Genomic DNA, 24,141 nt, shown 5'->3' on the forward strand with positions numbered 1-24,141 from the left:
TTATTTTCCTTTAACTGTCAGCGCATCATCGACGAGGGCTGCTTGTTGTGCTTTGTGTTGTGAGGCCAGACCCGTTGCAGGTGACGCGGCGGTGGCGCGCCCTGCATAGGCGGTGCGGCCATGTTTGGCTTTGATCCGGCCCAGAACCCATTCAATGTTGGGTTCAATGAACGACCAAGCGCCCTGGTTTTTGGGTTCTTCCTGACACCAGACCATTTCGGCACTCTTGAAGCGTTCCAGTTCCTTGACCGCTGATTGCGCGGGGAAGGGATAGAACTGTTCAAAGCGCATGAGATAGACGTCATCAATGCCGCGCGCGTCGCGTTCCTCTAGCAGGTCGAAGTAGACCTTGCCGGAACACATCACCACCCGCTTGATCTTGTCGTCCGCGACCAGCTTGGTGTCTGAATTGCCTTGCTGTGCGTCATCCCACAGGACCCGGTGAAACGATGAACCTGTGGTGAATTCCTCGGCCTTGCTGACGGCCAGCTTGTGGCGCAGCAGGGACTTGGGGGTCATCAGGATCAGCGGCTTGCGGTAGCTGCGGTGCAATTGGCGGCGCAGGATGTGGAAATAATTCGCGGGGGTGGTGCAATTGGCCACGATCCAGTTGTCGCCGCCGCACATGGTCAGGAACCGTTCCAACCGCGCAGAAGAGTGTTCGGGGCCCTGGCCTTCGTAGCCGTGGGGCAGCAGGCACACCAAGCCCGACATGCGCAGCCATTTGCTTTCGCCTGAGCTGATGAACTGATCAAACATGATCTGTGCACCGTTTGCGAAATCGCCAAACTGCGCCTCCCATAGCGTCAGCGCGTTGGGTTCGGCCAGTGAATAGCCATACTCAAATCCAAGCACCGCATATTCCGACAGCATTGAATCGATGACTTCGTATTCTGCCTGCCCCTCACGGATGTGGTTCAGCGGGTAATAGCGTTGTTCGTTTTCCTGATTGATCAGCGCGGAGTGGCGTTGGCTGAACGTGCCACGGGCGCTGTCCTGTCCGGCAAGGCGCACTTTGTACCCTTCGGTCAGCAGCGATCCGAACGCCAGTGCTTCGCCGGTGGCCCAGTCAAAACCAGTCCCGGTTTCAAACATTTCGCGTTTGGTATCGAGCAGGCGACCGACGGTCTTGTGCAGCGGAAAACCATCGGGCGCTGTGGTCAGCGCCTTGCCGACCTCCGCCATGGTTTCCTTTTTGATCGCGGTCTTGCCACGCTGGTACTTCTTGTCCTGCTTGTCCAGATGGGACCATTTGCCATCCAGCCAATCGGCCTTGTTGGGACGGTAGTCTTTGCCCGCTTCAAATTCCTCGCTCAGATGTTCCTGAAACGCGGCTTTCATGTCCTCGATCTCGCCTTCGGGGATCAGCCCGTCCTTGACCAGACGTTCGGTATAAAGTGTGAGTGTGGTTTTGTGCTGTTTGATCTTTTTGTACATCACCGGGTTGGTGAACATCGGCTCGTCGCCTTCGTTGTGACCAAAGCGGCGGTAGCAGATCATGTCGATCACCACGTCCTTGTGGAACTTTTGACGGAATTCGGTGGCGACACGGGCGGCATGCACAACCGCTTCCGGGTCGTCGCCGTTGACGTGAAAAATCGGGGCCTCGACCACCAGCGCGTTGTCGGTGGGATAGGGTGAGGAGCGGCTGAAGTGTGGCGCGGTGGTAAAGCCGATCTGGTTGTTGACCACGATATGCATAGTACCGCCGGTGCGGTGGCCGCGCAGGCCCGAAAGCGCGAAACATTCCGCTACAACGCCCTGTCCGGCAAAGGCCGCATCGCCGTGCAGCAGTATGGGCATGACCGCACCGCGATCCTTGTCTTTGAGTTGATCCTGTTTTGCGCGGACCTTGCCAATGACGACGGGGTTGACCGCCTCAAGGTGGCTGGGGTTGGCGGTCAGCGACAGGTGCACGCTGTTGCCGTCAAATTCGCGGTCGCTGGAGGCACCAAGGTGGTATTTCACATCGCCCGAGCCATCGACGTCTTCGGGTTTGAACGATCCACCCTGAAATTCGTTGAAAATCGCGCGGTAGGGTTTTTGCATGACATTGGCCAGCACCGACAGGCGGCCCCGGTGCGGCATGCCGATCACGATGTCGCGCACGCCAAGGCTGCCGCCGCGTTTGATGATCTGTTCCATCGCCGGCACAAGGCTTTCGCCGCCATCAAGGCCAAAGCGTTTGGTGCCCATGTATTTGACGTGCAGGAATTTCTCGAAACCTTCAGCCTCGACCAGTTTCGACAGGATCGCCTTGCGCCCGTTTTTGGTAAACTCGATTTCCTTGCCCAGACCCTCGATCCGTTCCTTCAACCAACCTGCTTCTTCGGGGTTTGAGATATGCATGTATTGCAAGGCAAAGGTGCCGCAATAGGTCCGTTTCACGATGTCCAGAATCTGGCGCATCGTTGCGACCTCAAGGCCCAGGACGTTGTCGATAAAGATCGGGCGGTCCATGTCAGCGTCGGAAAAGCCGTAGGATTTGGGGTCAAGTTCCGGGTGCGGCGTGGTCTGGCGCATGCCCAGCGGGTCAAGGTCAGCAACCAGATGGCCGCGAATACGGTAGGCGCGGATGATCATCAGAGCGCGGATGCTATCGAGCACCGCCTCTTTGACGGATGCATCGGAGACTTCGACGCCTTTCTCGGCGGCTTTTGCCTTGATCTTGTCGCCTGCGGCCTTGGCCTCGGTTGGTTCGGGCCAAACGCCGGTGAGGGCACCCATGACCTCGCCATTTGGGGTGGGCGGCCAATCGGAGCGCGCCCAAGAGGGGCCTGCGGCCTCGGCCTGTGCCACGCCATCATCGTCGCCCATTGCCTTGAAGAAGGCCTGCCATGCTTCGTCCACCGCATTCGGGTCATTGGCATAACGGGCATACATATGTTCGAGGTATTCCGCGTTCTCGCCTTCCATGAAGGACGAAGCGTGGAACTGGTCGTTGGCTGGTTGGTTGGTCATTTTGGCACCTTTTCTAGACGCACGCGTGAGGGTCAGGCCGCAGGTGGCGGACCGTAGGCATTTGTTTCGGGTTGTGAGGGTCGGGTCAGCCACCAGATAAAGACTACAGCGATGACAATGCCAATGATCGAGAGCAGGCCGCCAAAAAGAGCGCCGCCAACCGATGGCATTTCCGTTGGCATTCCAGTTGCTTCGTCAAGTTCGTAACTGCCAAAGCCAAAGCTGCGCAGGGCAAGATTGTAGACAGACGGGATGACAAAGTACCAACCCGGCTTGCCGATATCCTGCATTCTTCGAAAGCCGACGGCAAGCAGCGGTAGAAACACAGCTAAAGCGTAGAGGATCGGGAGCAGCGGGACCAACATGACAACCATCGCGCCGATGATATAGGCCAGCATGAACCACCAGAATTCGGACCGCGATGCACGCCCCTGAAAGGTCATGTATTTTTTGGTCAGGCAGGTTCTTACCGACGTCTGAAAATCCATTATCTGATCCTCGTGCTAAGGGTTGTCTGGCCCCTTACCCCTTCTCAATCGCTTCCTTGACCGCCTCGCCCAGCGTCGCAGGGCTGTCGGCTACGACAATGCCTGCCGCGCGCATGGCTTCGATCTTGTCTTCGGCACCGCCTTTGCCACCTGCAACGATGGCACCCGCGTGGCCCATGCGGCGGCCAGGAGGGGCGGTGCGGCCCGCGATGAAACCAGCGGTGGGTTTCCAGCGGCCTGCTTTTTTCTCGTCCGCGAGAAACTGGGCCGCGTCTTCTTCTGCCGAACCACCAATTTCGCCAATCATGATGATTGATTTGGTCTCAGGATCGGCGAGGAACATTTCCAAAACGTCAATATGTTCGGTGCCTTTGATCGGATCGCCGCCGATGCCGACAGCCGATGACTGTCCATAACCCAAATCGGTGGTCTGCTTGACCGCCTCGTAGGTCAGCGTGCCCGAGCGCGAGACAACACCGCAGGACCCGCGTTTGTGGATATGGCCGGGCATGATACCAATTTTGCAGGCGTCGGGCGTGATCACGCCGGGGCAGTTTGGACCAATCAGCCGCGACTTTGAGCCTTGCAGCGCGCGCTGAACGCGCATCATGTCCAGAACCGGGATGCCTTCGGTGATGCAGACGATCAGTTCCATCTCGGCATCGATCGCCTCAAGGATGGAATCGGCAGCAAAAGGCGGTGGGACATAGATCACCGAGGCGTTGGCCTGCGTCACATGTTTCGCCTCGTGAACCGAGTTGAACACCGGCAGATCAAGATGGGTCTGGCCGCCTTTGCCGGGGGTCACACCGCCCACCATTTTGGTGCCATAGGCAATCGCCTGTTCGGTATGGAACGTGCCCTGAGACCCGGTAAGGCCCTGACAGATGACTTTGGTGCTTTCGTCTACGAGTACGGCCATGATTATTTCCTTCGAGTGGTATTTGATGCCGCGAGGTGCGGCGTAATGGTGGACGGCGCAGCAGCACCGCGTTGATTGGATATTGGGATGGGTATGGGGCGAACGATCCTGTGGGCGGGATGTGACAGCATCATCTGCATTATCCTTCGACTTTCGGCAGGCCCAGACCGTCATAAAGACGGTCCACTGCCATGAATGTATGAAGGGTATCATCGGTTTTGCGGGTGCCAACATGCACAACGGCCACACGCCCACGCAAGAGTTCGCGGCCCTCGATCAGGGCTGTGCCAGCGGTTGGCTGGTGGGTATCAGGCAAGGGGATTTTTTTGCCAAAGACCGGCGGTGTCGCCATCTGCATGCGCATCGCCTTGATCGCGGGGGCGGTGTGGTCGCCCTCAAATGCCACCTCGCAGCGTCGTTCGATGCCAAGCGGGGCATCCACCGGGCGCGGCTCAAGGCTGTCATCCCAGAAGGTGAGGGTGAACGCGGGCGGGACACCGTTGGTTACCCCCATATTTTCGCGCGCCTGCGCCTCTGTCTGACCAGCCTTGAAGCACCAGGTGTTGAAGGCAGAGATTGCGGAGTCAGAAGCAAAGGCAGGACTGGCGAACATCATCCCGGCGACTGCGAAAGCCAAGGCCCTTTTCTGGGCGGCACGCATAGCACGCGTGCACGCACCCACCCTACGGTCAGCCCGCCTGCCAAACGAAGCAAGGTGTGGTGCGAATGGCACTAAGACTACCCCTTAACCGCCTTCACGATTTTTTCAGCACCGTCTTTGAGGTCATCGGCCGCGATCACATCAAGACCGCTTTCATTGATGATCTTTTTGCCCTCGGCGACCTTGGTGCCTTCCAGACGCACAACCAATGGTACTTTCAGGCCGACCTCTTTCACAGCAGCCACAACGCCTTCGGCGATCACATCACAGCGCATGATGCCGCCAAAGATGTTGACCAGAATGCCTTTGACCTGCGGGTCAGAGGTGATGATCTTGAACGCTTCGGTGACTTTTTCCTTGGTCGCGCCGCCGCCCACATCAAGGAAGTTGGCAGGCTCGGCCCCATAAAGCTTGATGATGTCCATCGTCGCCATTGCGAGGCCCGCGCCGTTGACCATGCACCCAATCTCACCGTCCAGCGCAATGTAGTTCAGGTCGTATTTGGACGCCTCAAGTTCCTTGGGGTCCTCTTCGGTCACATCGCGCAATTCAGCGATATCGTTGTGGCGATACATGGCGTTGCCATCAAAGCTGACCTTGGCATCGAGCACCTTGAGATCCCCGGTGTCGGTGACGATCAGCGGGTTGATTTCGAGCATTTCCATGTCTTTTTCGATGAATGCCTTGAACAAGATACCCATCAGAGACACGCATTGCTTGACTGCTTTGCCTTCGAGGCCCAGCGCAAACGCAACGCGACGGCCATGGAACGGCTGATATCCGGTCGCGGGATCAACGGAGAAATTGATGATTTTTTCAGGCGTGCTTGCCGCGACTTCTTCGATGTCCATGCCGCCTTCGGTAGAACAGACAAAGCCGACGCGAGACGACTGGCGGTCCACCAGCAGGGCCAGATAGAGTTCGGTTTCAATGCCGGCACCGTCTTCGATATAGACGCGGTTGACTTGTTTGCCTGCTGGCCCGGTCTGGTGCGTGACCAAAGTGCGGCCAAGCATTTTCTTGGCTTCCTGGGCGGCTTCTTCCACTGATTTGGTCAGGCGCACCCCGCCTTTGTCGCCTGCGTCAGCTTCTTTGAATTTGCCTTTGCCGCGGCCACCTGCATGGATTTGCGCTTTGACCACCCAAAGGGGCCCGTCTAATTCACCGGCGGCTGATTTCGCTTCTTCGGCGCGCATCACGACGCGGCCATCAGAGACAGGGGCACCAAAGCTGCGCAGAAGGGCTTTCGCCTGATATTCGTGGATGTTCATAAAAAACTGTCCCGTTTTTGTTCAAGTCACCTCGCAGTATGCGAGTGAGTCTTATCGCTCGGTTAACAGTTTTTCGCAGTATTGGGGGGATTGCCAGACAAAAGCGACATTTGTGATCACACCGGAAATGCTGTGATCACAAAATTGCGGCGCGGATGGTTTGAATTGGGGGGAAGGGGGGCGAATCCCCGTTTCTGTGCAATTGTCCGTTCATTTTTGAGCGGGATATTGGTTTTGTGTTTGGCACTGGGGGGTAGGCGCGAAAGATATGTCGCGAACGTTGCGGAGGTCTGAAAAAAGCCCAAACCGGACACATCATCCAATTTATGATATGATGTAGGAAATGGAGGTTCGTCTATGTTCGACGTCGATAGATTTATCGCTGACTGCTGCGAGGCGGTCGAAAAGGACCCAACTCACAAATCGGCTGCGGAAGTCGTGCGCCGGGCAATGTCCGATCCTTGGAAAATACTCGACGCGCTGGGAGAGCCGACAGAGCCTGGCATCACACCACTCTATCAATCCCCGAAGCTGACAATAATCAACCTTGCCTGGAAGCCATCCACGACCATACCGCCTCACAACCACGATATGTGGGCTGTCATTGGTATTTATGGGGGCCGAGAGGACAATATATTTTGGCGTCGCATCAAGGATCATCCGGATGGTTTGATCGAAGCGGCTGGTGCAAAATCTCTTTCGACCGGTGATGTATGCCCAATGGGTGCGGATATTATCCACTCTGTCACCAACCCGATCCCCCGCCTCACGGCAGCATTGCATGTTTATGGTGGCGACTTCTTCGAGGCGGAACGCAGTGAATGGGAGGCCGAGGGTTTGACCGAACACCAACTCGACATAGAAGCAGTGCGGGCAAGGTTTTCCAATTAGTTGATGCTTACCACTACATCCGGACTGTCCGCACAGCAGACCTTCGACGTGAGCCGCGAGAGGCCAAAAATTCCGACAGGCCTTCCCTCATGCATAGTGCTCATTTCCCTATCTAGACCGTGATGCCCTCAGTTCCGCATCCGATCGCATGTCCCTGACCGTGTATGAAATCTGTGATTTTGCTTTTTCAAACTAGATCGGCATCAGCGCCCAATAGTCGAGATCCAGCAGGACATCTGGTAGGTATTTGCCATCATCGCCCTTCAGTTTGAACGGATCGCCGCCCTTGGTCGCGACCAAGCGCAAACGGATGGCACCCACACCCGGAGCGGCGGTTTCGGCCTTGTCCAGTACCTCGGACCAGGCGCGGATGGTATCACCGGCAAGGCAGGGGTTGGCATGGGCACCGCCGTTCAGGCCCACGACCATCTGGGCATTGGCCAGACCGTTGAACGACAGCGCGCGCGCCATTGAAATGACATGACCGCCATAGATCAGGCGGCGGCCATCAGGGCGGGCGGCGGTGTCGAAATGGACCTTGGCGGTGTTCTGCCACAGGCGCGTCGCCATCATGTGTTCGGCCTCTTCGACCGTCACACCATCGACGTGGTCGATCTGTTCGCCAACTGCGTAGTCGCCCCAGCGGTGCGGTTCACCGGCGAGGGTGAAATCGTAGCTGCTGAAATCAAGGCCCTTGGGGATGCGCAATTGTCCGACGCTCAGGGCACCAGGCAGATTTGGCACAACCGGTTTGGGTGCGGGCGCATCAACATCGCGTTTGCGCACCATAACCCAGCGGACATATTCCAGCACCGCCTCATCATGTTGGTTCAGCCCGGTGGTGCGCACATAGACCACGCCGGTTTTGCCGCTGGAGTTTTCCTTGACGCCGATCACTTCGGATTGGCTGCGCAACGTGTCGCCGGGCCAGATTGGCATCAGCCAGCGCCCCTGCGCATACCCCAGATTTGCCACCGCGTTCAGCGATACATCCGGCACGGTTTTGCCAAACACCACATGAAACGCGATCATATCGTCAAGCGGGCTGAAGGGCAGGCCACATGATTGGGCAAACTGATCCGAGGAATAGAGCGCGTGCCGTGCCGGATAGAGCATGTGATAAAGTGCGCGTTCACCCATTTTGACAGTGCGCGGCACCGCGTGGTGGATTACTTCGCCCACTTTATAGTCTTCGAAAAAGCGCCCCGAATTGGTCTTGGCCATGTCAGTGGCCCCCCAGTTTGGTGTCGGGGGTATAGGTGCCTTCGACCTCTTTCACCACCGATTGCCCACAGCGCATGACCCCGGCAGCATGATCCCACGTCTGGGTGGGAGAGCCATACAGATCCCAGCCCTTGTTAAGCGCATCAGTGACCTTGTGGCAAAAGGCGGATGTGTCCTCTTCGGACAGAAAACGATAGAGTTTCATGGCAGCTCCGGATGTTCAGACGGGAAAGGGCGATACACCCAGCCACGCGTGGATGGCGATGATCACGACCGTGATAACCGCAGTGATCACAGCCAGACGAATGTAGGTCGCGCGGCCTGCGGGGGCGGGGGCGACCCAATGCGGCTCTGCCCGGTTGATCAGGATGACCGACCCAACGGCCCAGGCCAGCATTGTGCCAAAGAGCAGGATCGACGCCAGATCCCCATTGACCAGCAAATGCGAGAAGGCCCAGATTTTCACGGCCAACAGCTGTGGGTGCCGGGTTTTGTAGGCGGGCCACGCCTTGGCCCCTTTGGCGGCCGACGAGCCATAGACCCAAAGCGCGAGGATCATCAGTGTGTTGTTGATATGGGTGAAGAAGGCTGGCGGTGACCAGACGTGGATGAAAGGTGCCCAGCGATAGCCAAAGATGATAAGCAAAAGCGCCGCAACCACGCTAAGCGCCACCAGACCTTTGCCGGTATCGCCTAGTTTCATCCGCTGACGCGGCATCAGCCGTTTGAAATAATGTGCGCCGACCCATAGGGCCAAACCGATGATCAACAGTGCCATGGTGCTACTCCGCGTTCAGGGCTGCAATTGCGTCCAGTTTTGCCAGTGTTTCACGGGCAGTTGCAACATGCAGGTTTTCGACGATGCGGCCATCGACGACCGCGACGCCCTGGCCCTCGGCCTCAGCGGCCTCGAAAGCGGCAATCTGACGGCGGGCCAGGTCGGCCTCTGCATCGGACGGGGAAAATGCGGTGTTGGCAATGTCGAGCTGCGCCGGGTGGATCAGGGTTTTGCCGTCAAACCCCATATCACGGCCCTGATCGCATTCTGCACGCAACCCGTCTTCGTCTTTGAACGCGTTATAGACTCCATCAATGATGGCGCAGCAGTGCGCCTTGGCGGCAAGCAGGCACAGGCCAAGTGATGTGGCCAGCGGCAAGCGGTCGGCGCGGAACCGGGTTTGCAGGTCCTTGGCCAGATCATTGGTGCCCATGACCATCGCCTGCAATTGCCGATGCGCGGCAATCGCAGGGGCGTTCAGCATCGCGCCGGGCGTTTCCATCATCGCCCAAAGCGGGATGTCGCCGACCAGTTCTGCCAATGCTTCGAGGTCGGCTGGGTTGCCAACCTTGGGCAGCAAGATGGCGTCCGGTTTCATGTCGGCGGCGGCGCGGGCATCATCGACACCCCATGCCGTGTCGAGCGCATTGATGCGGATCACTTTCAGCCGCGCGCCGTAGCCGCCCGTGGCCAGCGCTTGGGCCAGCGTCTCGCGGGCTGCGATTTTTCCATCGGGGCTGACCGCGTCCTCAAGATCAAAGAGGATCGCATCGCAGGGCAATGTGCGGGCCTTGTCCAAAGCCCGAGGTTTAGAGCCGGGGATATATAGAGCCGAGCGTAGGGGACGGGTGAGTTTTGGCATGGGGCGGCTCCGTGTGAGGCAAAGGTAAGATTGTTGCGCGCAAGGGGGCATTTTTGGCTGAAAAGTTCAAGCGCAATCGTGCCGCAGCGCAGCAAATATCAAATGCAACGGGCATTCGGACGCTGCGTTAACCATTATTTTAGCTCTGAGCCTCAGTTTCGTCCCTGTTGCATCACGGGTGAATGGCCGTTCTGCCAAGCACCCGGACCCGAGTGATGAGGGTCAGATGCTGACAGTTGGATCAACCGGGGCTGCCCGGGCCGCGCTGGTAAAATGCCGGGTTGGCCAAATTGCAATGGGCCGCGCCTTTCGAGTGAAGGCAAAGTGCTATGAATAGGACCGTAAAGATACTCCATTTGGCAGCTTTGACGGCTGCTGCAGCGCTGTTTTTGGCAACAACCACAGATGTGGCCGCCCAAACCAGCCGAAACTGCGGACCAAGAGAGGCCGTTGTCACCCGATTGGCCGAAGGATACGGCGAGACGCGCCAGTCCATGGGCATCGGTGCCAACAACGCGATTGTTGAGGTGTTTGCGTCAGATCAAACCGGCAGTTGGACAATCACAGTGACTGCGCCGGGCGGGTTGACCTGTCTTGTGGCTTCGGGCCAGGCGTTTGAGGAATTGGCCGAGGCGCTGCCGGTCAACGAGAGCGACGCTTAGACGTGAAGGCACCTAATCATACCTGCACCTGATGCGAGGTCTTTGGTGGTGATCGATTTGGACCCATCGCAGCAACCCGTCAGGTCAGGCCGTCCCAAATCAGCTTGGTCCCGGTGACAAACAAAAGCACATAAGTCAGCGCAAAAAAGAGGCGTTCGGGCACCAGATGGTGCGCCCGGACGCCGATCCAGGTGCCGAGGATTGCAAATGGGGCGAGGACCAGATTCGCAAGGAAGGTCTGGGCGGTAAACATGCCCAACGCGGCATAGGGAAGAAATTTTACGATATTGAGGACCCAGAACAACAGCACCGTTGTTGCCTGATACTGGGTTTTGGTCAGGCCGCGCGACAGCAAGAACACGGCCGCTGGCGGCCCGCCCGCGTGACTGACAAAGGTCGTGAACCCCACGACGGACCCAATCAGCACCCCGGCCAAATCGGGCATCCGCGTGCGGGCCAAACGGATCAGTCCGGACGCCAGAGCCAGATGCCAGACGACAAATCCCACCGCAACCCCACCGATGAGCAGACGAAACAAATCTGGTGACGCCACCTGGTAAAGTGCGGCCCCCACTGCAATGCCCGGCAGGCCGCCGATCAACAGTAATTTGACGTCAATACCGCTCCATTTGCGCCAATAGGGCCGCAGGGCGCTCGCGTCGATCAGCATCAAAAGCGGCAGCATCACACCCAGCGCCAGCCCCGGTTCAATGACCAGCGCAAGGATCGACGCCGCGGCGAAAGCGGCACCTGAACCAAATCCGCCCTTTGAGATACCGGCAAAGAGCACTGCCGGTCCCGCCACGCAAAAGAACCATAAATCGAGGGTCAGAGTGTCATAGTTTATAACTGAACCTCTTTTTTCAAAAATCTCAGGAACCGCACGCCAAGGCCGCTGTTCACTTCACAGTTGAGTGATCAACACTCACGACACATCAGGAGTATCTATTATGAAACGTTTTCTAAGCACAACTGCCGTCCTTTTGACATTGTCTGGCGGGGCCTATGCCGACGCCCACGCAACGGGTTTCGGCGACGTCATGGTGCAAGAGGGTGACTTCTTTGCGTCTGACCTGATCGGGATGCGGATTTACAATTCCGAGACCGAAGTCGACGCCGATGCGATGGTCGCAGATGGGGCCGAAACCGAATGGGACGACATTGGCGAAATCAACGACGTGATCATCAGCCCGGATGGCCAGGTAACGGCTGTTATTCTGGGTGTTGGTGGTTTCCTTGGCCTTGGTGAGCGCGATGTTTCCGTGTCCATGGACGCAATCAAGGTTGTCAAAGAAGAAGGCGACAGCAATGACCGTTTTCTGGTTGTGACAACATCAAAAGAGATGCTGGAAAAAGCACCTGAATTCGACCGTGATTTGGACGGCGAAATGGAGCAGGCGGCTGAAAACGCTGAAGCCAAGACTGAAGAAATGGCTGAAAACGCAGAAGCCAAGACCGAAGAGATGGCCGAAAATGCAGAAGCTGAGGTCGAAGAAGCGGTTGTTGCAGCCGATACAGCGATGGAACGCGAAATGCTGGCACGCCCAACGTTCCAACGCGATGGCTATCAGGACGTTGAGTGGACAGAAATGACCGCTGACGATCTGGAAGGTGCGCGCCTTTATGGGGTGAACGACGAGGACGTTGGCGAGATTGAGACGCTGATCGTGGATGACAGCGGCAAGATCACTGACGTGCTTGCAGACATCGGCGGGTTCCTTGGCTTGGGCGAACACACCGTGAAACTGTCGTTTGAAGAGCTTCAGCTTATTCGCAACGAAGACGGCAGCGATCTGCGCGTCTATGTGGACAGCACCGAAGAGAAGTTGGAAACTCTGCCAGAGTATGAAGGCTAAGGTTCCCAGCTTCTAGACAGGACTAAGATTGAGCCGCCCCGCAAAGGGCGGCTTTTTCGTTAGATGCGTCGGTTTTTGCTGCTGCGGCACGGCACAACTTGCAGGGACCCGCGCATTTCGCTATCCCGCCCTTAACGCAACCTTGTTGGAGAAACGAACATGGCCAGACCCAAAATCGCGCTTATCGGCGCTGGGCAAATCGGTGGCACCCTTGCCCATCTTGCAGCAATCAAAGAACTGGGCGACGTCGTTTTATTCGACATCGCAGAGGGCGTCCCGCAGGGCAAGGCACTGGATATAGCAGAATCAGGACCATCCGCGAAATTTGACGCGGCCATGTCGGGCGCAAACGATTATGCCGACATCGCGGGTGCGGATGTGTGCATCGTGACCGCCGGTGTTGCCCGCAAGCCGGGGATGAGCCGTGATGATTTGCTGGGCATCAACCTCAAAGTGATGAAATCCGTCGGCGAAGGCATTGCCAAACATGCGCCAAACGCCTTTGTCATCTGCATCACCAACCCGCTTGATGCGATGGTATGGGCGCTGCGCGAATTTTCGGGCCTGCCCCATGAAAAAGTCTGCGGCATGGCCGGTGTGCTTGATTCCGCGCGCTTCCGTCACTTTCTTGCGTCTGAATTCGATGTATCGATGCGCGATGTAACGGCCTTTGTTCTGGGGGGGCACGGCGACACAATGGTGCCACTGGTGCGGTATTCGACCGTTGCGGGCATTCCTCTGCCGGATCTGGTGAAAATGGGTTGGACAACTCAGGAAAAACTGGATGCGATCGTACAACGCACCCGCGATGGCGGAGCAGAGATTGTTGGCTTGTTGAAAACCGGTTCCGCGTTTTATGCGCCTGCAACATCGGCAATTGAAATGGCGGAAAGCTATCTCAAGGACCAAAAGCGCGTGTTGCCATGTGCAGCCTATGTTGACGGTGCCTATGGGTTGAACGGTTTTTATGTCGGCGTGCCAACGGTGATTGGCAAGGGTGGCGTCGAACGGGTCGTCGAGATCGAGATGAACAAGGACGAACAGGCGATGTTCGAGAACTCAGTCAAGGCTGTCAAAGGTTTGGTCGAGGCGTGCATCGGGATTGACAGCTCGCTGAGCTGATCCATTTGCACCTCATGACGATACGCGCGCTTTGTCTCACGACAGGGCGCGCGTTTTCTTTTGTAAAACCTGTCCTGAAAAAGTGATGTGGCACAACGCGCATGGCGCGTTAAGTTGCCAGAATGCGCCGCCTTTTTGCTTTACTCTTTGTCCTTTTGCCCAGTGTCGCATGGCCGTGCGAATTGGCGCTGGTGCTGGCCGTGGATGTTTCAGGGTCGGTCGACCGCGATGAATACCATGTGCAAATGGACGGGCTTGCCTTTGCCCTGCGCGACAGCATCGTTGCAGATGCGTTGGTCGATCAAAAGGCTGCGGTGACCTTGATCCAATGGTCAGGATCATCTCGTCAGGAACAAACCGTACCCTGGACACGCATCGCATCGTTGGGCGATGTGGATGCCCTGGCGCGCGCCATTGCGGATGATCCTCGGAAGTGGCGCAATTATTCCACGGCAATCGGAGAGGTCTTGGGTCTGTCGATCAAAAGCTTTGCAAAAGGTCCGGAATGTGGCCGCAAGGTGATTGATGTGTCGGGTGATGGTGTCTCAAACGAAGGGGTCGAACCGCATGACATGCGCGCCGCGCTGCGCGATGGCGGCGTCGTGGTAAATGCTTTGGCCATTGAGACAGATGGTGCCGATCTGACCGCTTACTTTTACGAAAATGTCATTGAGGGCGAAGGCGCATTTGTGATCACCGCCAATGGGTTCGAGGATTACCCGGCCCAGATCAAACGCAAATTGCAGCGCGAAACCACCAAGCAATTAAGCATGCTGACATCAGGCGAATGATCCTGTGATCACAGGTCAATTCGTGTGATCACAAATTCCATGATTGAGATAAGTATCTGCATTTTTCTGCCCAACTGCGGCAATAAAGCGGAGTTCTGATGCATCTGCCCCCGTGACAGTCCTGTAAAAAGCGCTATCAAGTAGGCAACGCTAGCCGACAAAGGACCTGAACAATGGCCGATGTGAACCGGGGCAATCGCCCGCTAAGCCCGCATTTGACAATCTACCGCCCGCAGCTGACGTCGATGACGTCGATCCTGACGCGCATCACCGGCAACGCGTTGCTGGTCGCGGCCCTGTTGATTGTGTGGTGGTTTCTGGCCGCAGCGACATCACCGGGATACTTTGACTTTGTGAACGGATTCATTACCAGCTGGTTTGGTGATCTGATCATGTTCCTGTCGGTATGGGGTCTTTGGTATCACACGCTGGCTGGTTGCCGGCATCTGGTCTGGGACAACGGCTATGCCCTCGACATACCCACGGCGGAAAAGCTGGGCTGGGCGGTGATCGCAGGGTCCGTTGTTCTGACCCTTCTCACCGTCATCATCGTATAAGGGGCGCGCGCATGGCATTTCTTACAGACCGCAAACGTGCCGCTGGTCTTGGCTCAGCAAAAACCGGGACCGCCCATTTCTGGGCCATGAAAGTCAGCTCAGTCGCACTTTTGTTTCTGATCCCGTTCTTCGTGTTTACATTCGGATCGGCGCTTGGCGGCACCTACGAGGAAATTCTCGCCTATTATAGCCGTCCCTTCCCGGCGATCATCGCCGCATTGACACTGCTTGTGGGGTTCAAACACTTTAACGACGGTGTCCAGGTCCTGATCGAGGACTATGTGCACGGGTTGAGCCAAAAAGTCGCGATCATCGTGATGACCTGCCTTTCTTATGGTGCCGCAGCGGTGGGTGTTTTCGCCATCGCCCGCCTTGCACTTTGATCCAATACTGCCCTACGGGAGACCGCCAAGATGGCCGCATATGAATATGAAACGCACGAATATGATGTGGTTGTCGTGGGGGCCGGTGGTGCCGGTCTGCGCGCGACCCTTGGCATGGCAGAGCAGGGGCTGCGCACTGCGTGTATCTCCAAGGTTTTTCCAACCCGCTCGCATACTGTAGCCGCTCAAGGCGGCATCGCCGCGTCGCTGTCGAATATGGGGCCCGATAATTGGCAGTGGCATATGTATGACACGGTCAAAGGATCCGATTGGCTGGGCGATACCGACGCGATGGAATATTTGGCCCGCGAGGCCCCCAAGGCGGTGTATGAGCTTGAACATTATGGCGTGCCGTTTTCGCGCACTGAAGAGGGCAAGATTTACCAGCGGCCCTTTGGTGGTCATACAACCGAATTCGGTGAAGGCCCGCCGGTGCAGCGCACCTGTGCCGCTGCCGACCGCACGGGCCATGCGATTTTGCACACGCTCTATGGCCAATCGCTCAAGAATAACGCGGAATTCTATATCGAGTATTTCGCCATTGATCTGATCATGTCGGATGATGGTGTCTGTCAGGGTGTGCTGTGTTGGAAGCTGGACGATGGCACCATGCATTTGTTCAGTGCCAAGATGGTGGTGCTGGCGACGGGCGGCTATGGCCGCGCCTATTTCAGCGCCACGTCCGCGCATACCTGTACCGGTGACGGCGGCGGTATGGTCGCACGTCAGGGGCTGCCATTGCAGGATATGGAGTTTGTCCAGTTCCACCCAACGGGTATCTACGGCGCTGGGTGCCTGATCACCGAAGGGGCCCGGGGCGAAGGCGGGTATCTGACCAATTCTGAGGGCGAGCGGTTCATGGAACGCTATGCGCCAACCTATAAGGACCTTGCCAGCCGCGATGTTGTCAGCCGTTGCATGACGATGGAAATCCGCGAAGGCCGCGGCGTGGGCGAAAACAAGGACCACATCCATCTGCACCTCAATCACCTGCCGCCCGAAACGCTGGACCTGCGCCTGCCGGGTATCTCTGAATCTGCGCGCATCTTTGCGGGTGTGGACCTGACCAAGGAACCGATCCCGGTCTTGCCAACGGTGCATTACAACATGGGCGGTATCCCCACGAACTATTGGGGTGAGGTGTTGAACCCGACGAAAGACAAGCCAGACGCAATTTCACCGGGGCTCATGGCTGTCGGCGAGGCGGGCTGTGCGTCGGTGCATGGGGCCAACCGTTTGGGCTCAAATTCACTGATTGATCTGGTGGTCTTTGGCCGTGCCGCGGCGATCCGGGCGGCAGAGATTGTCGATCCGAAAACCGCTGTGCCCACGCCAAATCAGAAATCCGTCGATGCGGCGTTTGATCGCTTTGACGGGCTGCGCAATGCGTCGGGCGGTGTGCCGACGGCGGACCTGCGTCTGGAAATGCAAAAGACCATGCAGGCCGACGCGGCGGTGTTTCGCACTGACAAGACGCTTGAAGAAGGCCGGGTCAAGATGATCGAGGTTGCCGACAAGCTGGACGATGTGAAGGTCACGGACCGATCACTGGTGTGGAACTCTGATCTGATGGAAACGCTGGAACTGGCCAACCTGATGCCCAATGCGACCGCGACCATCACCGCCGCTGCGGCGCGCAAGGAAAGCCGGGGTGCCCATGCCCATGAGGATTATCCGAACCGCGACGACAAGGAATGGCGCAAGCACAGCCTTGCCACTTTTGACGGCAACAAGGCCAAGTTGAGCTATCGTGATGTGCATCTCAAACCACTGACCACACAGAAAGAAGGCGGGATTGATCTTAAGAAAATCGCGCCAAAAGCAAGGGTGTACTGATGCGCATCTGGACAGTCATTTTATTTGCAACGGCACTGACGGCGTGTGTCGAGGTCCAGCAGGCGGTGGACAATACCGCACGTCAGGGGGCCAAGGGCGTGGTAACAGAAACGCTTGCGACGCGGTTCCCGCAGGTGCCAAAGCAATTGATCACGCCGTTCACCGATTGCATCATTGATAATTCCACCGCACTGGAAATCCGCGAGTATGTCCGGGCCGCGGCGGTTGGTGTTGATGACACCACAGCCGCGACTGTCAAAAATGTATTGGCGCGTCCGGAAACGGTGCAGTGTTTGCAGGCTGCCTCTTTGCGCAATGGAATATTGTAAGGGATGAATGTGATGGCGCATCCCACGCTGAATGCCGTTGATCAGGCAGAGCAGGTGACTGCCCTACGTGCTGTTTTTCGGGATGCGGATAAACCGACACGCCAGAAACTGGTGCCGATCCTGCCCCCAACCGAGATCACCTTTGCAGGCATCCGAATGTATGTCGATCCACGCGACAATTACACCGACCGCCGCATGTGGCTGGACGGGCAACCGCCTGAGATGAAGTCACTGACGGCGCTGATGGAACTGGTCGAGGGGCGCAACGCGCTGATCCTTGATGTCGGGGCCAATTGTGGGGCGTTTGCTGTGCCGCTTGGCCTTGCCGCGGGGCCGGGAAGCCGGGTGATTGCGTTCGAGCCGAACCCGGCGATGATCGGACGTTTGGGTCATAACATTCGTCTGAACAATCTGGGTGACGTGATCCGGATTGAGGGTTGCGCCTTGGGTGCTGAAACTGGCGAAGGGGTGCTGAACTTTCGCCGCGACAACTTTGGTCAGGCATCTTTGAAATCCATCAAGAAACCGGTGCGCGATGGCGGGACATTGGTGCCAATTCGTCCGCTGCTCGATTTTGTCGGTGACGCTGCGGCTCATGATCTGACTGTCCTCAAGATTGACGTGGAGGGGTTCGAGGAAGCGGCCCTTGGCGCGCTGGTCGATGCGGGTGCCGATGCCTGGCAGCCGGATGCAATTCTGATCGAAACCGTCCATGCAGACACATGGGAAACCGACCTGGTGGCCCGAATTGTCGCCTGTGGTTTCAAGGATGTGCTGCAGGTCGAAGGAAATACGCTTTTTGTCCGTCAGGGCAAAGCGACATGAAACGCCCAATTCAAATGGGTAAATGTGATGAAACGGGCTACACGCCCGACAGACAAGGAGACGCGAAATGGTTCAACTGACGCTCCCCAAGAATTCTCGTATGACAACCGGGAAGACGTGGCCGAAACCATCAGGGGCCAGCAATGTCCGCGAATTCCACGTGTATCGCTGGAACCCCGATGACGGCAAGAACCCGGCCATCGACACCTACTTTGTCGATATGGACACCTGCGGTCCGATGATCCTGGACGCGCTGATCAAGATCAAGAACGAGATTGATCCGACGCTGACTTTCCGCCGGTCCTGCCGCGAGGGCATTTGTGGTTCTTGCGCGATGAACATCGACGGCATCAACACGCTGGCCTGTACGTACGGTATGGAAGAGATCAAAGGCGTGGTGAAAATCTATCCGCTGCCGCATATGCCTGTGGTCAAGGATCTGATCCCGGACCTGACGCATTTTTATGCCCAGCACGCGTCGGTGCAGCCGTGGCTGGCCACGGAAACGCCTGCCCCTGCCAAAGAGTGGAAGCAGTCGATTGAGGACCGGACCAAACTGGATGGCCTTTACGAATGTATCATGTGTGCCTGCTGTTCGACATCTTGCCCCAGCTATTGGTGGAACGGCGACCGTTACCTTGGGCCAGCAGCACTGCTGCATGCCTATCGCTGGATCATTGATTCACGCGACGAGGCGACGGGTGAGCGGTTGGATGACCTTGAGGATCCATTCAAGCTCTATCGCTGTCACACGATCATGAACTGCGCCAAGACCTGCCCCAAGGGCCTGAACCCCGCAGAGGCGATTGCAAACATCAAAAAGCTGATGCTGGAACGGACGGTCTAGGTCGCCTTGAACTGCAGGGTTTGAGAAAGGCTTGGGTTGTTGATGCCAATACTCATTGCGCTTATCGTTGCAGTTATCATCGTGGGAATTGTCGCGCGGCGCACTGCGCCGACGCGCGACTGTCGCTGGCGCGAGAACCGGGCCGGCAGCAAGGGCGCGTTGGTCAAATATAATTGTGTGACCTGCGGGGCGGAGGTATTTCGCAGCACTGGTACGCCTGACAAATGTATGCAGGCTTTGAAGTCGCCGAGATTGTAGCGTGATGCTTTACCCGTGGTGAGGCTTCCTTGGCTTTACACCCGGCACGGCATGGGCCACGCTTCCATAACACTCTAGCGTCGGAGAATTTGATGATCACCTCACCCCCAGATGCGGACGCGCGTCGCGCTGTCAGGCCCGTGATTTGCTATCCTGTCGATAGCTTGCCGCAGCCCGATATGGCGACCTATCAAAAGGGTCGTGAGACGCTGACCAAAACCCATGAAGCGATTGCGCAACCACGCGAAGCGGCAACGTTTCACGTGCCAGCGGGCCACTTTTTCCGGATCACCTCGGTGGAGGGGTCTCAGGTCGGTGACCTGAACCTTTGGAACGCCAACGACCTGACAGAACGGTTCTATTCCGGCAAAACCCGCGCCCTGCATGGCACCCACATCACGACCGGCCAGCGAATGTGGTCGTCATTTCCGGGGCTAAGACCGATGGCGACCGTTACGCATGATACGCTTGGGTGGTACGGCATTGATGGCTTTGGCGGGTCCGTGCATGACGTGATCGGTACGCGTTGTGATCCTTATACGCATAACCTTTTGAAGGGTGGGCAGTATCACCATTGCTGTCATTCAAATCTGACCCGCGCGCTTGCGACGCATCTGGATATCCCGGTGGCGCAAGCGGAGCCGCACATTCATGACGTTTTGAACGTGTTCATGTGCACCGGATTCACCCGGGATACGGGCCAGTATTTTATGAAAGCCAGCCCAGTGCGCCCCGGTGATTACATCGAGTTCTTTGCAGAGATTGATTTGCTTGGCGCACTAAGTGCCTGCCCGGGCGGGGATTGTTCATCGGAACATTCCTCAGACGCGGCGGCATGCTATCCGCTTTTGATTGAGGTTTTTGCCCCTGCTGAGGGTGCGCTGGACAACTGGCAACCGCCCGCACGCAACGGATATGACCGGACACATGGGGTGTGATCAGAGCTTAGGCAAAGGCCGCTTCCAATGCGATCTCAACCATGTCGCCAAAGGTCTTTTCGCGGTCCTCGGAGGGCAATGCTTCACCGGTTTGCAGGTGATCTGAAACAGTCAGCACTGCCAGTGCACGCCGCTTGTGCCGGGCAGCAAGCATGTAAAGCTCTGCTGCCTCCATCTCCACGCCCAGAATGCCGTGGCGGACCATCTGTTCGTCCAGATCGGCGCGTTCGCTGTAAAAAACGTCAGACGAATAGATGCCACCAACATGGGTCTTGCAGCCTTTATTTGCCGCGGCTTTCACCGCCGCGCTCAGCAACGACCAATCCGCACAAGGGGCGAAATTCAGTTCTTTGAAAATGCCGGATGAGGGGGAGGTAATCGTGGTGGCCGTCATGGCAATGACCACATCGCGGATACCGACATGGGGCTGCATGCCCCCGCAAGAGCCAATGCGGATTAGGGTCTGGGCATTGTATTCAGCCATCAATTCGTTGGCGTAAATCGACAGGGACGGCATGCCCATCCCGGAGCCTTGAATGGTCACGCGCTGACCTTTCCATGTTCCGGTAAAGCCCAGCATTCCGCGTACTTCATTCACCAATTTGGCGTCTTTCAGAAAGGTTTCCGCCGCCCATTTTGCGCGATACGGATCGCCCGGCATCAGCACGGTTTCTGCAATGTCACCGGGTTTTGCGCCAATATGTACGGTCATGAATGGTTCCTTTCTTGTCGTTGAGAACAACCTGCCTTCATGGCAGCAAATGAACAAGAGGCAAGTAAGAGATTCCTTACTCGACAAAAATTTGAACGTCGTTCATATATTGTTGAACAATGTTCATGAAAGGGATTGTTATGAAACGACTGATTTGTGCACTGGCCATTGCGGCAGGCGCGTTGGCTGCCTGTGATGTCACACATCCGGTTGCGGTGGTTGGACCAAAGAATACGGTATATCGCGGCACGGCGACGGCATCTTTTCTGGAAGGCGGATGGTTTCAGGCGACCAATGGAAAAACGACCTGTTCGGGGCGCTATATGCCAGCGGCAGAAACAAAGACGGTCACATTCCCTGTGAGTTGCAATAATGGGTTGCGTGGCATCGGAACGGCAACCTACGAAACACCCTATGCGGGGGGTGGTGAAATTGTGATGCAGGATGGGGCGCGGTGGAAGTTTATTTTCGGTCGCGGCGCATTGATCGTATAAATAGAAAATAGGCTGCGCAATCAGCGCAGCCTATTTCCGTTAGAGCGAGAATTAGACTTTATTCTTGCGCTGTTAATTCAGATGCGCATGTCGTCAGGCGACTTTCCTTTTTCAACTGCGGAGCGAAACCAATTTGGCTGGCGACCCTTGCCAGTCCAGGTCTGTGACTTGTCTGCGGGGTTTGCAAATTGAGGTTTCGATTTTGGCTTGGCCGTTTTGGCCTTGGTATTGCGCGCTTTTTTGGCAGGTTTTTCACCATCAGCCAAGTCGGTCAGCGAGAAACCCCATTCGGCCGCCGCTTTTTCTGCTGCTTTCAGGGCCGCGCGGCGGTCCCGAGCTTTTGCAGATTGAAGTGCCTTTTTGACATCGCCCAAGAGTTTTTCCAACTCTTTGCTGTTCATTGATTTCAGATCAATTGTCATCGTTCTTCCTATTAGCTTCCCAAATTCCCAATTCGGCTATACCAATAGAATGTTATTCGCAAATTCGAATTTGTGTCAGGGCGTTATTCCGCCGCTTTTGACGATGGCTCGGCCAGTGTTACGATGTCTTGCATGATCATATTCAATTCGAAATCTTTTGGCGTATAGACCCGTGCAACGCCCATTGCGCGAAGACGATCTGCATCATCGTCAGGAATAATGCCACCAACGATAACGGGAATATGGCCAAGCCCGGCATCGCGCATTTGCGTCATCAGATCCTCGACCAGAGGAATGTGCGACCCGGACAAAATCGAAAGCCCCACAACATGCGCCCCATCCTGAGACGCAGCGGTGACGATTTCAGTTGGGGTCAGACGGATACCTTCATACGCGATATCCATGCCGCAATCGCGCGCGCGCACGGCAATCTGTTCGGCACCGTTTGAATGGCCATCAAGCCCCGGTTTGCCGATAAGAAATTTCAGACGACGTCCCAGTTTGTCACTGACTGCATCCACCGCATCGCGTAAATCGTCCAACCCTTCGGTCTTGTTGGACTGACCGGCGGCAACGCCGGTGGGGCCGCGGTATTCGCCGTGCACCTTGCGCATTTCGGCGGCCCATTCGCCTGTTGTTACACCTGCCTTTGCAGCCGTGATAGAAGCCGGCATGATATTGCGGTCCTCCGCAGCGGCGCTGCGCAACTGAGTAAGTGCCGCGTCAACCGCAGCTTGATCGCGGGCCCCGCGCCAGGCATTCAGACGGTCGATCTGCTCTGCCTCGACGGCGGGATCCACAACCATGATGCCGCCATCGCCCGTCATCAACGGTGAGGGTTCGCCCTTTTGCCATTTGTTGACACCAACGACGATGGTTTCGCCCGCCTCAATGCGGCCCAGGCGTTGGGCGTTGCTATCGACCAGACGGCCTTTCATATAGTCGATGGCAGAGATTGCGCCGCCCATGCCGTCAATATTCGCCAATTCGGCGCGCGCACCGGTTTTGAGCGCTTCGACTTTTGCGTCCACCGCCGGGTTGCCATCAAACAGATCATCAAATTCCAGCAGGTCCGTTTCATAGGCCATGATCTGTTGCATCCGCATGGACCATTGTTGATCCCACGGGCGCGGCAGGCCCAATGCCTCGTTCCACGTAGGTAATTGTACGGCGCGCGCGCGTGCCTTTTTCGACAGCGTCACGGCGAGCATTTCTATCAAGATACGGTAGACGTTGTTTTCGGGCTGCTGTTCGGTCAGGCCAAGTGAATTGACCTGCACACCATAACGGAAACGGCGGTATTTGGCGTCCTCAACCCCATAGCGGGTTTTGCAAATCTCATCCCACAAATCGACAAAGGCGCGCATTTTGCACATCTCGGTAACAAACCGGATACCGGCGTTCACAAAGAATGAAATGCGGCCCACCAGTGCGGGAAAATCCTCTGCGGGGACGCGCGGTTTGAGGGCATCGAGAACAGCCGTGGCGGTGGCGAGCGCGAATGATAGCTCCTGCTCCGGTGTCGCACCGGCCTCTTGCAGGTGATAGGAACACACATTCATCGGGTTCCATTTCGGCACATGGGTGTAACAATATTCGGCCACATCCGCGATCATCTTCATGGATGGGGCAGGGGGGCAGATATAGGTTCCCCGGCTCAGGTATTCTTTGATCAAGTCGTTTTGCACCGTGCCTTGCAGGGCAGAAATGTCAGCGCCCTGTTCTTCGGCCACGGCAATGTACAGCGACAAAAGCCAGGGGGCTGTGGCATTGATCGTCATTGAGGTGTTCATCTGATCCAAAGGGATGTCTTTGAACAATGCCCGCATGTCACCCAGATGGCCGACCGGCACGCCAACCTTGCCCACTTCGCCGCGTGACAGGATATGGTCGCTGTCATAACCGGTCTGCGTCGGCAGATCGAAAGCCACGGAAAGCCCGGTTTGCCCCTTGGCCAGATTGTCACGATAAAGCGCATTGGACGCGGAGGCGGTCGAATGCCCGGCATAGGTCCTGATCAGCCAGGGGCGGTCTTTCTGCGGGTGCGACAT

At 56.8% G+C, this 24,141-nt stretch carries 26 protein-coding genes; 13 read left to right on the forward strand and 13 right to left on the reverse strand.

Annotation, left to right across the window (positions count from 1 at the left end; translation table 11 throughout):
• The 5 genes from C1J02_RS05580 to sucC form a co-directional block, all read right to left on the reverse strand.
• Positions 1–2,961: a 2-oxoglutarate dehydrogenase E1 component gene (locus C1J02_RS05580; RefSeq protein ID WP_114877701.1), complete on the reverse strand. Its 2,961-nt coding sequence runs from the start codon at positions 2,959–2,961 to the stop codon at positions 1–3.
• A gap of 32 nt (positions 2,962–2,993) precedes the next feature.
• Positions 2,994–3,449 (reverse strand): DUF805 domain-containing protein, encoded by a 456-nt coding sequence (locus C1J02_RS05585; RefSeq protein WP_114877702.1) that lies wholly within the window; start codon positions 3,447–3,449, stop codon positions 2,994–2,996.
• Positions 3,450–3,483: 34 nt separating this feature from the next.
• Entirely contained in the window at positions 3,484–4,371 is an 888-nt protein-coding gene (gene sucD / locus C1J02_RS05590; RefSeq protein WP_114877703.1) for a succinate--CoA ligase subunit alpha, read from the reverse strand.
• Between the two features lie 139 nt (positions 4,372–4,510).
• Positions 4,511–5,008, reverse strand: a complete 498-nt coding sequence (locus C1J02_RS05595; protein WP_254693211.1) for a hypothetical protein — start codon at positions 5,006–5,008, stop codon at positions 4,511–4,513.
• Positions 5,009–5,109: 101 nt separating this feature from the next.
• Positions 5,110–6,303, reverse strand: coding sequence for an ADP-forming succinate--CoA ligase subunit beta (gene sucC, locus C1J02_RS05600; protein WP_114877705.1), 1,194 nt, complete (start codon positions 6,301–6,303; stop codon positions 5,110–5,112).
• A 357-nt stretch (positions 6,304–6,660) separates the two neighbouring features.
• Here sucC and C1J02_RS05610 point away from each other — a divergent pair, with 357 nt between their 5' ends.
• Positions 6,661–7,194 (forward strand): hypothetical protein, encoded by a 534-nt coding sequence (locus C1J02_RS05610; RefSeq protein ID WP_114877707.1) that lies wholly within the window; start codon positions 6,661–6,663, stop codon positions 7,192–7,194.
• Between the two features lie 192 nt (positions 7,195–7,386).
• Here C1J02_RS05610 and C1J02_RS05615 read toward each other — a convergent pair whose 3' ends face one another.
• From C1J02_RS05615 to C1J02_RS05630, 4 genes are read right to left on the reverse strand one after another with little or no spacing between them, the layout of a single operon-like run.
• The gene (locus C1J02_RS05615) at positions 7,387–8,418 is read right to left on the reverse strand and encodes a MaoC family dehydratase (RefSeq protein WP_114877708.1); all 1,032 of its coding nucleotides are present in this window, start codon (positions 8,416–8,418) and stop codon (positions 7,387–7,389) included.
• Position 8,419: 1 nt separating this feature from the next.
• Positions 8,420–8,623 carry a DUF1737 domain-containing protein gene (locus tag C1J02_RS05620; protein ID WP_114877709.1) on the reverse strand — a complete coding sequence of 68 codons (204 nt, stop codon included), beginning with the start codon at positions 8,621–8,623 and terminating at the stop codon, positions 8,420–8,422.
• A 15-nt stretch (positions 8,624–8,638) separates the two neighbouring features.
• Positions 8,639–9,196, reverse strand: a complete 558-nt coding sequence (locus tag C1J02_RS05625) for an NnrU family protein (protein ID WP_114877710.1) — start codon at positions 9,194–9,196, stop codon at positions 8,639–8,641.
• A 4-nt stretch (positions 9,197–9,200) separates the two neighbouring features.
• Positions 9,201–10,058: a CoA ester lyase gene (locus tag C1J02_RS05630; protein WP_114877711.1), complete on the reverse strand. Its 858-nt coding sequence runs from the start codon at positions 10,056–10,058 to the stop codon at positions 9,201–9,203.
• A 329-nt stretch (positions 10,059–10,387) separates the two neighbouring features.
• On the opposite strand from C1J02_RS05630, the gene C1J02_RS05635 reads away from it, so the two are divergent.
• Entirely contained in the window at positions 10,388–10,720 is a 333-nt protein-coding gene (locus C1J02_RS05635) for a hypothetical protein (RefSeq protein ID WP_114877712.1), read from the forward strand.
• Positions 10,721–10,799: 79 nt separating this feature from the next.
• Here C1J02_RS05635 and C1J02_RS05640 read toward each other — a convergent pair whose 3' ends face one another.
• Positions 10,800–11,552, reverse strand: a complete 753-nt coding sequence (locus C1J02_RS05640) for a sulfite exporter TauE/SafE family protein (RefSeq protein ID WP_114877713.1) — start codon at positions 11,550–11,552, stop codon at positions 10,800–10,802.
• A 118-nt stretch (positions 11,553–11,670) separates the two neighbouring features.
• Here C1J02_RS05640 and C1J02_RS05645 point away from each other — a divergent pair, with 118 nt between their 5' ends.
• The 10 genes from C1J02_RS05645 to C1J02_RS05695 all read left to right on the forward strand — a co-directional run bounded on the left by C1J02_RS05645 (position 11,671) and on the right by C1J02_RS05695 (position 20,462).
• Positions 11,671–12,576 (forward strand): PRC-barrel domain-containing protein, encoded by a 906-nt coding sequence (locus C1J02_RS05645; RefSeq protein ID WP_114877714.1) that lies wholly within the window; start codon positions 11,671–11,673, stop codon positions 12,574–12,576.
• 159 nt (positions 12,577–12,735) lie between these two features.
• Positions 12,736–13,698, forward strand: coding sequence for a malate dehydrogenase (gene mdh, locus C1J02_RS05650; protein ID WP_114877715.1), 963 nt, complete (start codon positions 12,736–12,738; stop codon positions 13,696–13,698).
• A gap of 122 nt (positions 13,699–13,820) precedes the next feature.
• Positions 13,821–14,489, forward strand: a complete 669-nt coding sequence (locus C1J02_RS05655; RefSeq protein WP_114877716.1) for a DUF1194 domain-containing protein — start codon at positions 13,821–13,823, stop codon at positions 14,487–14,489.
• A 173-nt stretch (positions 14,490–14,662) separates the two neighbouring features.
• Entirely contained in the window at positions 14,663–15,046 is a 384-nt protein-coding gene (sdhC, locus tag C1J02_RS05660) for a succinate dehydrogenase, cytochrome b556 subunit (protein ID WP_114877717.1), read from the forward strand.
• A gap of 11 nt (positions 15,047–15,057) precedes the next feature.
• Positions 15,058–15,429, forward strand: coding sequence for a succinate dehydrogenase, hydrophobic membrane anchor protein (gene sdhD, locus C1J02_RS05665; RefSeq protein ID WP_114877718.1), 372 nt, complete (start codon positions 15,058–15,060; stop codon positions 15,427–15,429).
• A 30-nt stretch (positions 15,430–15,459) separates the two neighbouring features.
• On the forward strand, positions 15,460–17,265 hold the full coding sequence (gene sdhA, locus C1J02_RS05670; RefSeq protein WP_114877719.1) for a succinate dehydrogenase flavoprotein subunit: 1,806 nt from the start codon (positions 15,460–15,462) through the stop codon (positions 17,263–17,265).
• Positions 17,265–17,594, forward strand: coding sequence for a hypothetical protein (locus tag C1J02_RS05675; RefSeq protein WP_114877720.1), 330 nt, complete (start codon positions 17,265–17,267; stop codon positions 17,592–17,594). The genes sdhA and C1J02_RS05675 overlap by 1 nt, the downstream gene beginning before the upstream one ends.
• Before the next feature lie 12 nt (positions 17,595–17,606).
• Positions 17,607–18,419: an FkbM family methyltransferase gene (locus C1J02_RS05680; protein ID WP_254693212.1), complete on the forward strand. Its 813-nt coding sequence runs from the start codon at positions 17,607–17,609 to the stop codon at positions 18,417–18,419.
• 67 nt (positions 18,420–18,486) lie between these two features.
• Positions 18,487–19,266 (forward strand): succinate dehydrogenase iron-sulfur subunit, encoded by a 780-nt coding sequence (locus C1J02_RS05685; RefSeq protein WP_114877722.1) that lies wholly within the window; start codon positions 18,487–18,489, stop codon positions 19,264–19,266.
• A 350-nt stretch (positions 19,267–19,616) separates the two neighbouring features.
• Positions 19,617–20,462 carry a DUF1989 domain-containing protein gene (locus C1J02_RS05695; protein ID WP_205389868.1) on the forward strand — a complete coding sequence of 282 codons (846 nt, stop codon included), beginning with the start codon at positions 19,617–19,619 and terminating at the stop codon, positions 20,460–20,462.
• A gap of 7 nt (positions 20,463–20,469) precedes the next feature.
• Here the strand turns inward: C1J02_RS05695 and deoD are convergent, their stop codons facing one another.
• Positions 20,470–21,174 carry a purine-nucleoside phosphorylase gene (deoD, locus tag C1J02_RS05700; RefSeq protein WP_114877724.1) on the reverse strand — a complete coding sequence of 235 codons (705 nt, stop codon included), beginning with the start codon at positions 21,172–21,174 and terminating at the stop codon, positions 20,470–20,472.
• Positions 21,175–21,314: 140 nt separating this feature from the next.
• On the opposite strand from deoD, the gene C1J02_RS05705 reads away from it, so the two are divergent.
• Positions 21,315–21,668, forward strand: a complete 354-nt coding sequence (locus tag C1J02_RS05705; protein ID WP_162798244.1) for a hypothetical protein — start codon at positions 21,315–21,317, stop codon at positions 21,666–21,668.
• Positions 21,669–21,745: 77 nt separating this feature from the next.
• Here the strand turns inward: C1J02_RS05705 and C1J02_RS05710 are convergent, their stop codons facing one another.
• Both C1J02_RS05710 and C1J02_RS05715 read right to left on the reverse strand, forming a co-directional pair.
• Positions 21,746–22,090, reverse strand: coding sequence for an H-NS family nucleoid-associated regulatory protein (locus tag C1J02_RS05710; RefSeq protein WP_114877726.1), 345 nt, complete (start codon positions 22,088–22,090; stop codon positions 21,746–21,748).
• Between the two features lie 83 nt (positions 22,091–22,173).
• On the reverse strand, positions 22,174–24,141 hold the full coding sequence (locus C1J02_RS05715) for a protein meaA (RefSeq protein WP_114877727.1): 1,968 nt from the start codon (positions 24,139–24,141) through the stop codon (positions 22,174–22,176).

The sequence above is a fragment of the Sulfitobacter sp. SK011 genome (genome assembly GCF_003352065.1).
Classification (GTDB): Bacteria; Pseudomonadota; Alphaproteobacteria; order Rhodobacterales; family Rhodobacteraceae; genus Sulfitobacter.

Excerpts from the sequence above, each read along its gene's own strand:
- sucD (WP_114877703.1), bottom strand. The coding sequence starts at position 4,371 with ATGGCCGTACTCGTAGACGAAAGCACCAAAGTCATCTGTCAGGGCCTT.
- C1J02_RS05710 (WP_114877726.1), bottom strand. The coding sequence starts at position 22,090 with ATGACAATTGATCTGAAATCAATGAACAGCAAAGAGTTGGAAAAACTC.
- C1J02_RS05715 (WP_114877727.1), bottom strand. The coding sequence starts at position 24,141 with ATGTCGCACCCGCAGAAAGACCGCCCCTGGCTGATCAGGACCTATGCC.
- C1J02_RS05580 (WP_114877701.1), bottom strand. The coding sequence starts at position 2,961 with ATGACCAACCAACCAGCCAACGACCAGTTCCACGCTTCGTCCTTCATG.
- C1J02_RS05625 (WP_114877710.1), bottom strand. The coding sequence starts at position 9,196 with ATGGCACTGTTGATCATCGGTTTGGCCCTATGGGTCGGCGCACATTAT.
- C1J02_RS05695 (WP_205389868.1), top strand. The coding sequence starts at position 19,617 with ATGATCACCTCACCCCCAGATGCGGACGCGCGTCGCGCTGTCAGGCCC.
- sdhC (WP_114877717.1), top strand. The coding sequence starts at position 14,663 with ATGGCCGATGTGAACCGGGGCAATCGCCCGCTAAGCCCGCATTTGACA.
- sdhD (WP_114877718.1), top strand. The coding sequence starts at position 15,058 with ATGGCATTTCTTACAGACCGCAAACGTGCCGCTGGTCTTGGCTCAGCA.
- C1J02_RS05680 (WP_254693212.1), top strand. The coding sequence starts at position 17,607 with ATGGCGCATCCCACGCTGAATGCCGTTGATCAGGCAGAGCAGGTGACT.
- C1J02_RS05705 (WP_162798244.1), top strand. The coding sequence starts at position 21,315 with ATGAAACGACTGATTTGTGCACTGGCCATTGCGGCAGGCGCGTTGGCT.
- C1J02_RS05635 (WP_114877712.1), top strand. The coding sequence starts at position 10,388 with ATGAATAGGACCGTAAAGATACTCCATTTGGCAGCTTTGACGGCTGCT.
- sdhA (WP_114877719.1), top strand. The coding sequence starts at position 15,460 with ATGGCCGCATATGAATATGAAACGCACGAATATGATGTGGTTGTCGTG.
- C1J02_RS05685 (WP_114877722.1), top strand. The coding sequence starts at position 18,487 with ATGGTTCAACTGACGCTCCCCAAGAATTCTCGTATGACAACCGGGAAG.
- C1J02_RS05585 (WP_114877702.1), bottom strand. The coding sequence starts at position 3,449 with ATGGATTTTCAGACGTCGGTAAGAACCTGCCTGACCAAAAAATACATG.
- C1J02_RS05615 (WP_114877708.1), bottom strand. The coding sequence starts at position 8,418 with ATGGCCAAGACCAATTCGGGGCGCTTTTTCGAAGACTATAAAGTGGGC.
- deoD (WP_114877724.1), bottom strand. The coding sequence starts at position 21,174 with ATGACCGTACATATTGGCGCAAAACCCGGTGACATTGCAGAAACCGTG.
- sucC (WP_114877705.1), bottom strand. The coding sequence starts at position 6,303 with ATGAACATCCACGAATATCAGGCGAAAGCCCTTCTGCGCAGCTTTGGT.
- C1J02_RS05630 (WP_114877711.1), bottom strand. The coding sequence starts at position 10,058 with ATGCCAAAACTCACCCGTCCCCTACGCTCGGCTCTATATATCCCCGGC.
- C1J02_RS05645 (WP_114877714.1), top strand. The coding sequence starts at position 11,671 with ATGAAACGTTTTCTAAGCACAACTGCCGTCCTTTTGACATTGTCTGGC.
- C1J02_RS05610 (WP_114877707.1), top strand. The coding sequence starts at position 6,661 with ATGTTCGACGTCGATAGATTTATCGCTGACTGCTGCGAGGCGGTCGAA.
- mdh (WP_114877715.1), top strand. The coding sequence starts at position 12,736 with ATGGCCAGACCCAAAATCGCGCTTATCGGCGCTGGGCAAATCGGTGGC.
- C1J02_RS05620 (WP_114877709.1), bottom strand. The coding sequence starts at position 8,623 with ATGAAACTCTATCGTTTTCTGTCCGAAGAGGACACATCCGCCTTTTGC.
- C1J02_RS05675 (WP_114877720.1), top strand. The coding sequence starts at position 17,265 with ATGCGCATCTGGACAGTCATTTTATTTGCAACGGCACTGACGGCGTGT.
- C1J02_RS05655 (WP_114877716.1), top strand. The coding sequence starts at position 13,821 with ATGCGCCGCCTTTTTGCTTTACTCTTTGTCCTTTTGCCCAGTGTCGCA.